9 protein-coding genes are annotated in these 9088 nt (G+C 66.5%); 7 read left to right on the top strand and 2 right to left on the bottom strand.

The window, feature by feature from the left end:
* Positions 1-314 (bottom strand): IS110 family transposase (locus RAE09_RS11440; RefSeq protein ID WP_316981733.1); only part of this gene is annotated, 314 nt, incomplete at its 3' end.
* Between the two features lie 551 nt (positions 315-865).
* Here RAE09_RS11440 and RAE09_RS11435 point away from each other — a divergent pair.
* From RAE09_RS11435 to RAE09_RS11405, 7 genes are all read left to right on the top strand, one after another.
* Entirely contained in the window at positions 866-1537 is a 672-nt protein-coding gene (locus RAE09_RS11435; RefSeq protein ID WP_316981732.1) for a hypothetical protein, read from the top strand.
* Entirely contained in the window at positions 1534-2577 is a 1044-nt protein-coding gene (locus tag RAE09_RS11430; protein WP_250409441.1) for an ABC transporter ATP-binding protein, read from the top strand. Before RAE09_RS11435 ends, RAE09_RS11430 begins: the two co-directional genes overlap by 4 nt.
* The gene (locus RAE09_RS11425; RefSeq protein WP_250409442.1) at positions 2574-3326 is read left to right on the top strand and encodes an ABC transporter permease; all 753 of its coding nucleotides are present in this window, start codon (positions 2574-2576) and stop codon (positions 3324-3326) included. Before RAE09_RS11430 ends, RAE09_RS11425 begins: the two co-directional genes overlap by 4 nt.
* The gene (locus RAE09_RS11420) at positions 3323-4060 is read left to right on the top strand and encodes an ABC transporter permease (RefSeq protein ID WP_250409443.1); all 738 of its coding nucleotides are present in this window, start codon (positions 3323-3325) and stop codon (positions 4058-4060) included. Before RAE09_RS11425 ends, RAE09_RS11420 begins: the two co-directional genes overlap by 4 nt.
* Positions 4061-4133: 73 nt before the next feature.
* Positions 4134-4817, top strand: a complete 684-nt coding sequence (locus RAE09_RS11415) for a class I SAM-dependent methyltransferase (RefSeq protein WP_034668635.1) — start codon at positions 4134-4136, stop codon at positions 4815-4817.
* Entirely contained in the window at positions 4814-6592 is a 1779-nt protein-coding gene (locus RAE09_RS11410; protein WP_316981731.1) for an ABC transporter ATP-binding protein, read from the top strand. The genes RAE09_RS11415 and RAE09_RS11410 overlap by 4 nt, the downstream gene beginning before the upstream one ends.
* A complete protein-coding gene (locus RAE09_RS11405) occupies positions 6589-8322 on the top strand; it encodes an ABC transporter ATP-binding protein (protein WP_005329286.1) in 1734 nt (577 codons plus the stop codon). The genes RAE09_RS11410 and RAE09_RS11405 overlap by 4 nt, the downstream gene beginning before the upstream one ends.
* Positions 8323-8516: 194 nt before the next feature.
* Here RAE09_RS11405 and RAE09_RS11400 read toward each other — a convergent pair whose 3' ends face one another.
* Entirely contained in the window at positions 8517-8687 is a 171-nt protein-coding gene (locus RAE09_RS11400) for a hypothetical protein (RefSeq protein WP_154762578.1), read from the bottom strand.
* Positions 8688-9088 lie beyond the last annotated feature (401 nt).

Below are 9088 nucleotides of genomic sequence, written 5' to 3'. Positions count from 1 at the left end.
GTTGCCGGGAACGCTCGTGGAATCTGATCGATGCAAAAGACGATTGCCATAGGGCGTTCTTTAATTTTTGTTGAGCGATCGTCTGCCCCCATGTGTTGGGCGACTGCGACGGTTAATCGGCTGATGTTGTTGGGCTGATCGACAATGACAAGGACTGAGGTGTTGTCGGCGAGGAATTGGCCGAAGAGCTTGCGTAGCGAGCCTTTATGCTGATTGATGCGTTTGGACAGGACTTGCCTGCCTTGGGGATCGAGGACGCAGGCGTGGTGGAAGTATTTGCCGACGTCTACGCCAATGACGAAGTCATAGGCCATGGGTGTATGCCTCCTAGCGATGACTTAGAAGTTGGACTATTTGAGCTTCATCGCTGGGGTTGTCGGACATACTTAGTACTGGCATCTACATTACTGTGAGACCTCGTACCACCTGGGCTGGGTCAGGTTCCTATTGAGCTGTTTGAGTATGTCACTGTCTTCGGCGGCATCACCCCCGGATCATTTTCAGACAGGGGCGGGAATAAGCCATACCGAAGCCAGCGACTAGTTCCACTGTCCTTTCAGACGGAGGGAACGGAAATAAACATAGCCCGCCCAATCGGGTGGACAGACTATGAATCTTCGGTGCCCTGAGGTGGAACTGCTAACAACGAAATGGGGGGAGCGGGGGCAAAGTCAATAATTCGAGTCTGGCATAAGTAGATAAGGATTGCCTAACCTAATACTGTTTCAAGTTATGTTCCCGATCGGGAATCGGCAACGGAAGCGAGGCGGCGACGATGAACAGAAAACGTGGATCGACCAGAGAACCCCTCTCCGGAGGGGGAGTCGGGGACGCGGGCCCGGACGGGACGGGCGACGGCGACGCCGTGGCATCGCAGACGGACGATGGGCGGTTGGTACACGTCGCACCGGTCGCAGCGGGTGGCCGACCATCCACCCGCGATATGCTCGGCGGCGCCATCGTCGAAGTGCGGCGCAACCCGGTGTCGTCGCAAAGCGGAATCGGCTACGAATGCCCGGACATCGACGTCGTACGCGAGGTGTGCCCCTCGATCCTCGGATATTCCTACCACGTCGCCTTCGATGCTCTCCCCGATGAGTCGGTGGAGAAGATCCGCACGTCGAGACTGTACGCGATGCCCGTCGTCTCCGGTCTGCTCGCCCGTCTCGGGGCGGCCGTGACGTCGCGGAAGGCGCGGGCGAAGGGCACTCCGCAACCCGCCGAGCTGGTCGTCGCACTGTCCTCCGCCGGCGCGGGCGATGCGGGGTCGGCGGCCGAGACAACCGTCGTCCGGGCGACTGGCCCGGGTTCCTACAAAATGACCGCGGCCATTGCCGCCGCCACCGTTGCGTCGGTCGCGGGGAAGCCGGTCGCGCCGGGGTGCCGGGATCTCGTCGGCCACCCCCGGCTCCTCGAACCGGTCCTCGCCTTCGCCCGCGATGCGGGCATCCATATCGAAACGCCGCATGACAACCCGACCACGGGGCCACTGCCGGCAGCGGCCCACTGCGACACCAAAGAAAAGGAGAAACGATGACGGATCAAGCTGAACGGGGTGCGGCGATCGTCGTCCGCGACCTCACGAAGAGCTACCCGATTGCGGGCAAAGCCGGCACCGCGCCCGGAGGCGGGGCAGGTGCTCCGCCGGACGGCGGGCGCAAGGGAAAGCGCGGCGCCCGGATGCGCAAGCATGTGCTCGACGGCGTGAGTTTCACCGTGCCCGCCGGGTCGATCGTGTCGTTCCTCGGCCACAACGGCGCAGGCAAGACCACCCTCATCCGAATCCTGTCGACGCTCATCACCGCAGACTCCGGCGAGGTGAGCATCTTCTCGCGCGATGTGAAAGAGGATCCGGCGGGCGTGCGCGCTGACATTGCCACCACCGGCCAATTCGCGGCGATCGACGAGAACCTCACCGGCCGGGAGAACCTGGAGTTCTTCGGGCGTCTGCGCGGACTCGACCGCGCCGACGCGGCCGCCCGCGCGACGGAACTGCTCGCGCAATTCTCGCTCGCGGACAGTGCCTCGACGTTGGCGTCGGCCTATTCGGGTGGCATGCGGCGCCGCCTCGACATCGCCGCGTCGCTGTGCGTCGTGCCCAGGTTGCTGTTCCTCGACGAACCCACGACGGGGCTGGACCCGGTCAGCCGCGAAGAGTTGTGGGGCTTCATCCGGCAACTGCGGGACGACGGAATGACCCTGGTGCTGACCACCCAGTACCTGGAAGAGGCGGAGGCGCTGGCAGACCACGTCCATCTGCTCAAGGACCGCCGCATCGTCGCCAGCGGAACGCCGGAGGAATTGCGTCGCGACTTCGGGTCGCACGTGCTCCGCGTGTCCTTCGCCACCGCCGCCGGGGCGGAGGCATTCGCCCGCTGCCTAAGGGGAGCGTGTCTGGACCGCGCCCGCGTCGCGGGGAAGTTGGTGTCCCTCGACGTCGACCCCGGACCGCAGGTCCTCGAGGCGGTGGCGCGGGCGATGGAGGCCTCGGAAGCGTTGCCGGATTCGCTGAGCGTGTCGCCGCCCACCCTCAACGAGGTGTTTATATCGATGAACGCGGGGGGTGCGGCGCGATGAGTGCGACGTCGGTCGCGGCGTTCCTCCGTCGGGATCTGCTGCTGTTGCGACGCAACACCGCGTCGCTGATCTCCATGTTCGTCGTTCCTCCCCTCTTCCTGCTGTGCCTGTACGCGGTGTTTGGGTACTCGGCAGGGCAATCCGGCTTCGGGTACCTGCGTTTCGTGCTCGGCGGCTGCCTGTTCCAGGCGGCGATGTTCACCGCCGCGGCGTCGGCGATGGCGGTGGGACAGGACGTCGAATCCGGGCTCGTCGACCGTGTGCGCGTGTTGCCCGGGGCCACGGGCGGCTATGTCGCCGGCAGGCTCGCCACCGATGTGCTGCGGATGTCCGCGTCGATCGCGGCGCTGCTGATCGTCGCGTGGGCCTGTGGCCTCGACATGGCTCTCGGTGACGTCGCGTGGACAGTCCTGTGGTCACTGCTCACCGCCGCGGTCCTGTCCTTGGTCACGGACGGGGTGATCCTGATGGTGCCCGCTCCGGTGTCGACGGCCTCATCGATCCAGGCGCTGGAAATGCTGCTGCTCATGTTCTCCACCGCGTTCATTCCGACGACCGCTGTGGACGGCTCCCTGCGTGACATCGTGCGCCACATGCCTTTTTCGCCGGTGATCGAGGTGATCAGGGCGGCGTCCCCGGGCGCCTTCCCGAATCACGCCGGGGAAGAGGCCGCCCTGTGGCTCGGTGTCGCGACGGTCGTCGGAATCGTCCTGTTCATCCGCCTGTTCACCTCGAGGAGCGAATCATGATCGACGCTATTTTCGTGCATCTGCGGCGCATCGTCCACACTTGGCTGCGGCGCCCTGACTTCTGGTTCATGACGTTCATTGCTCCGCTCGTGTACCTGTTCATCGTCAACCGCATGTTCGGTAGCCTGGTCAGGCAGCTCACCGGAGAGTTCGAACTCCGGAACGCGGTTATCCTTGTCGTAACGGCGTGGGCGTTCATCTTGGCCATCACGGGATCGTCCACCGTGTTCGTTGAACGCAGCAATGGCCTCCACGAGCGGTTGATCACAATGCCGGCACCGTACGCGGCCGTGCCGACCGCACGGATAATCGCCGAGTTCATCCGGATCATGTCGATGACGATCGTCGTCGCGGCGGTGGCCGCCTTGCTTTCCGACGGCCCCCTGGAGGTGTCCTGGTGGTGGAGGATCACGGTGACCGGCGCGATGGTTGCCGCGGCGGCCGCATGCACCGGCACGTACATCGCGTTCTCCATCACCAGCCCCCAGGGATCCGTGGCCCTTATCCCGTTGATAATCGTTGCGATGTTCGTCAACACGGTGCTCATGCCCGCCGACCACTTCCGTCCCCTCCTGCGCGGAATCGCCGGGCACACCCCCGTATCCGCGGCCGGCGAGGCCGTCAACGGTACCGGGGCTGCGGGTCTGGTGGTCTGCGCGGCCTGGTTCTTTGGTATCGCCGTGCTCGCGGCGTGGGGCATCGCCGTGAAAACGAGGCCGGGGGAGTCTGCATGACGGCCCGCGAATCCGAGCATCTAACCCGAAACCGCCGCGTGGACGCGGCCCACACACCCGGAGACAGAACCAGATGAAGTCGATCGCCCAGATTGTCCAGAACAACCGCAGGCTCCTCGCGGCCTACGAGGACAAGGTCCAGCCGAGGTTCCTAAGCCGCTATGCGCGCGAACCGATGGACGCCGCCGCCGTGTACCGGAAGCTCCGTGCGCTGGATCCCGGGCCGGATGCGCCGGCCCGGGTCCTCGATCTCGGTTGCGGAACCGGGTGGCTCGCCCGCACGCTCGCCGCTGAGTCTCGCTATCGCAGGGCGAACATCGTCGGCTACGACCTGTCGCCCAATGCGATCCGCATCGCCCGCGAACGCGCCGCCGCCGACGGGCTCGGGGCCCGGACGGAATTCCACGTTGCCGACATCCTCACGCCGCTCGCGGGAGAGCCCGGCGGGGCCTGTGAAATCTGGGTGTGTGGCGCGCTCCACCAAATGAAGGATGCGGGAGCCGCGCTCGGCAGGGTCTCCGGGCTGCTCGCCGACGGCGGCATCGCTTACGTGCAGACGTTCGTCGAGGATCCCGACGTGAACGAGCGGGTCGACATGGCCGTCATGGCGAAGATGGGCCACCGGGTGTTCCGGGGCAGCGAGCTCGAGGACCTCGCCGAAGCCAACGGGCTGAAGCTGGACGGAGCCTCACGCGCCGGCATGGTGTATTTCTGCACTCTCGCGAAGAAAAGCGCGATCGGGGAGGCGGGGAAGTGAGCGCCGTGGACGGGACCGTCGGCCCGTGGTCGCTGCTCGCCCCGATCCGGACCCGGATGCGTGCGGTGGTCGCGTTGTCCGTCCTGTCGTCGGTGGCTACCGTCGCTTCGCTGGTCGGCATCATCGACATCGCGATGACGTACCCGGAGGCCCCGGTGCATCGGACGTGGTTGGCCGTGGTTGTCATCGTCGTCGCCGCGACGGTGCGAATGGCTGCGGACGGCGCCGCCGGCATGCTCTCGCACCGGGCGGATAACGACCTGCAGCTCTACCTCCGGCGCCGGTTGGTTGCCCATATCCGGAAGCTGCCGCTGGGTTGGCTGGACGCCCGGCGCTCGTCGGGGATCATCGGGTCGGTTGAGAAGGACGTCGCGGCCGTCCACCAGCTCATGGGTCACACCGTCGGCGAGACCGTGGTGGCGGTGCTGGTTCCCCTGCTTTCCCTCATCGCGCTCGTCGCGGTCGATTGGCGGATCGCGGCGGTGGCGGTCGTCCCGGTGCTGGTCACCTTCGCCCTGATGAGCGTGATGATTTCGCGCGGAGCCGGTCTTCAGCGCGACTACGAGCGAGCCTCTGAAAAAGTGACGGCTGCGGTCATCGAGTTGGTGCGCGGCATCCCGGTGATGAAGTCCTTCGGACGCGCCAGCCAGGGCGCGGGCCGCTACGATGCCGCGGCGTCGTCGTTCGTCCGCGCGTGGTCCGCCTGGTCCCGGCAGTCGAACATCTATCTCGGGCTCATCGACGTGGTGACGTCCCCGATCACGGTCCTCGCAGTGGTGTGCGGCGCTGGCCTCGCTTTGAGGGACACCGCGGGCGGCAAACCGGAGGGTCTCGTCGCCGGGCTGGTTCTCGGCCTTGGACTCTCCGCGGCGATCGTGAGGGTGGCTATGAACTCCGAACCCATCATCGCGGGGATCGCCGCCCTGAAGTCCATCGCGGAGGTGCTGGGCACGCCGCCGATCACCGAGTCCGCCGAGCCGGTGCCCGTGCACGGAGGCGCGCTCGAGGTTCGGAACCTGGTCTTCTCCTACGGGGATGGGCCGCGGGTCCTCGACGGGATGTCCGCGACGTTCGAACCGGGGACCCTCACGGCGCTGGTGGGGTCCTCCGGTTCCGGAAAGTCCACCGTCGCCCGGCTGTTGGCGCGTTTCCACGACCCTGTCGAAGGCTCGGTGCTGCTGGGCGGCGACGATCTTCGCGACATCGCCGTGCGCGACGTGCACCGTTCGGTGTCGGTGGTGTTCCAGGATCCGCAGTTGCTCACGCTGCCCTTGCGGGAGAACATCCGGCTGGCCAGGAGAGACGCCACCGACGGCGAAATCATGGCGGCCGCGAAGCTCGCGAACCTCGATACGGTCATCGCGGCGCTGCCGAAGGGCCTGGATTCGGTGGTCAACGTCGACGTGACCTTTTCCGGTGGTGAGGCGCAGCGCGTGGCCATCGCGAGGTCGATTGTCACGGACGCGCCGGTGCTCATCTTCGACGAGGCAACCGCTTACGCGGATCCGGCTTCCGAGGCCCTCATTCAGTCCGCAATTGAGCGTTTGGCTCGTTCGCGGACGGTGATCGTGATTGCGCACAGATTGAGCACGATCCGCAACGCCGACCGCATCCTCGTTCTCGATGGGGGAGCGGTCGCGGAGGCGGGCACCCACGACGAGTTGCTTGCGCGCGGTGGCCGCTACCGGGATCTGTGGCGCGCGTTCGCGCTCGACGACGAACCATCCGCCCCGCGGGGCACTGAAGCAGACGATGAAAAGGCAGGGAACCGATGATCCGGGACTTGTGGTCGATGACGGATCGGCGCTCGAAGATGACGCTGGCGTGGCTCATTGCGTTGGCCGCGCTTGCCGCGCTGGCACAGGGAGCGGCGTTCGTCGCGCTGCTGCCGCTGCTGTCGGCTCTGGCCGTGGGAGATGATGCGACGGCGTGGCGTTTCACCGGCGTTATCGCCGGCCTCGCGGCCGCCCATGCGGTGCTGTCCCTCGCCGCGGGGACGGTCGGCAGGGCGAATTCCGCAGCGGTGCTGTCGTCCCTGCTGCGTTCCCTGGGCGAACGCGTGCTGACGTTGCCACTCGGGTACGTCACCAAGTCCACGGCCGGCCGCTTTTCGGAGATGGCGTCTTCGGGCATGGCGTTCGCGGCGTCCGTGCCGCACGTGATCCTGCGGCCCGTCATCGCTGCTGTGGTTGCGCCGACCGTCATCGCTCTCGGAATTCTGGCGGTGGATTGGCGCGTCGGGTTGGTTCTCGTCGCGTCGGCGCCGGTGCTCTTCTTCGCCTACCGGGCCATTGGCCGGGTCGGCGGGGAGTCGGACGAAGCGCATGCTGACGCCGTCGCTGCCGTCTCCGGCAGGCTGATCGAGTTCACCCGCGGCCAGCAGGTGATTCGCGCCGCGGGCGACGGTTCGGCGGCGGACGCGATGGTGGATGAGGCGATCCAGGCCCAACACGATGCGTTCGCGAAGGCGACGTCGACGCAAGGCGCGGCCATCGGACGGTTGGGCTCGGTCGTCCATGCGGTGTTCACGGCGGCGGTGGTCGTCGCCGTGGCGGTCGCCGCGACGGGCGGGATGTCACCGGCGCATTTGGCGTCGATGCTCATTGTGGTCGTCCAGTTCACCGGACCGATCACCACGGCGGGAGCGTTGTCCGGCGGTTTCGGCGCGGGCCGCAATACGTTGGCTGCGCTGCGTGACCTGCGGGCGATCCCCGCCCTTCCCGAACCGGCCGCACCGGAGCTGCCCGACGGGCATGACGTGGAGTTCCGCGGCGTGAGCTTCGGGTACGGGGAGAAGAAGGTCCTCGACGGCGTCAGCTTCCGTGCACCTCAGGGAGTGCTGGTCGCCATAGTGGGACCTTCGGGGGCGGGCAAGACGACGGTCATGCGGCTGCTGTCGCGGTTTCATGATCCAGACTCGGGGGAGATCCTCATTGGCGGGGTGCCCTTGCCTCGGATCGGCACCGACGGCGTGAACTCGCTGGTGACCCCGGTGTTCCAGGAGACGTTCCTCTTCGACGCGTCCGTGCGGGACAACGTGGTCTTCGCCGACCCCGGATTCGGTTCCAGGCCCGGCGACGGAGACCGCTTGCGCGAGGCCGCCCGGCGATCCGGGGTGGACCGCATCGTGGAGCTGCTGCCTTCCGGGTGGGATAACCCGGTGGGGGAGGAGGGGACGCTGCTGTCGGGAGGCGAGCGGCAGCGCGTCGCCATCGCCCGGGCGCTTCTGAAGGATTCCCCGGTGGTGCTTTTCGACGAGCCGACGTCCTCGCTGGATGCGGCCACTGAGCGGGCGATTGTCGGCACGATGGAAGCGTTGCGCGGCGATCACACCGTGATCGTCGTCGCCCATCGCCTGCACACCGTCCGCGATGCCGACCTCATCGTCGTGCTTTCGGAGGACGGGACGGTCGCAGAACGGGGCACGCACGATGAATTGCTGGCGAAGGGCGGCCGCTACGCCGAGTCGTGGACGTGCCGGACGGGAGGCTCCCCGGGCGCCTGATCCTCGTCCGTCGAGGACTATCGCTCCGGTCCGGTACCGGTGCAGTGGTCCCGCCACGCCATCCCGGTCAGCGGGTCCTCGACGATGCCCTGGGCGACAGGGTCGTAATTGAAGCCGTAGTGCTCGGTGCGGTGGGCGGGGCACACGTCTTGGACGGTGATGTTGGTGACGCCGGGTTCCCGCACGAAGGAGTTTTAGTGGGGGAGCACGGCATTGTCGTGCCGCGTGCCCAGGAAGGTGTACCGAACGCCCGGTCGAGTGATGTCGCCGATGGTCAGCTCATTCAGCAGCATGGAACCGGAGATCTGCTGTTCCCAGGCAAGCGCGTTCGTTTTGCCGGCGTTTCGGGAGTATCCGTGGCGCATCTCGGGGTGGACGTCAAAGCGATCGGCTGCGCTGTGCGCCCGGGGCCCGTGGTTCGAGGCCCGGTACCGATGAGCTGTTCGACGACCCGGTCCCGGGAATGAGGATGACGGGCAATTCACCGTCCCGGGGCGGCACCGGAAGTCGTTGGCGCCGGGGGCACCAGACCGGGCTTGGCCATGGACAGGGCCCGGGCGGCCGCGGGTGAGGTTTGCCGGTGGCCGGGCCACCGGTCGGGAAACCGCCGTCCGACAGCGACGAGGGGATTCTCGTCACCTCGTCGGGGGTGTTCCTATATAGGTTGTCAACTCCGTGGGTGGGCTTGTTTGGGGGTGTGAACGGCTTCTGCTTCGTCTCGTAGATGTTGTTTTGGGTACCTTGAGGAGCCGATTGGGCTTGCTGT

Source organism: Corynebacterium tuberculostearicum, assembly GCF_032821615.1.
GTDB lineage: Bacteria > Actinomycetota > Actinomycetes > Mycobacteriales > Mycobacteriaceae > Corynebacterium > Corynebacterium tuberculostearicum_H.
The sequence above is the reverse complement of the archived record's forward strand: the minus strand, read 5'-3'. Positions and strand labels throughout refer to the sequence as shown.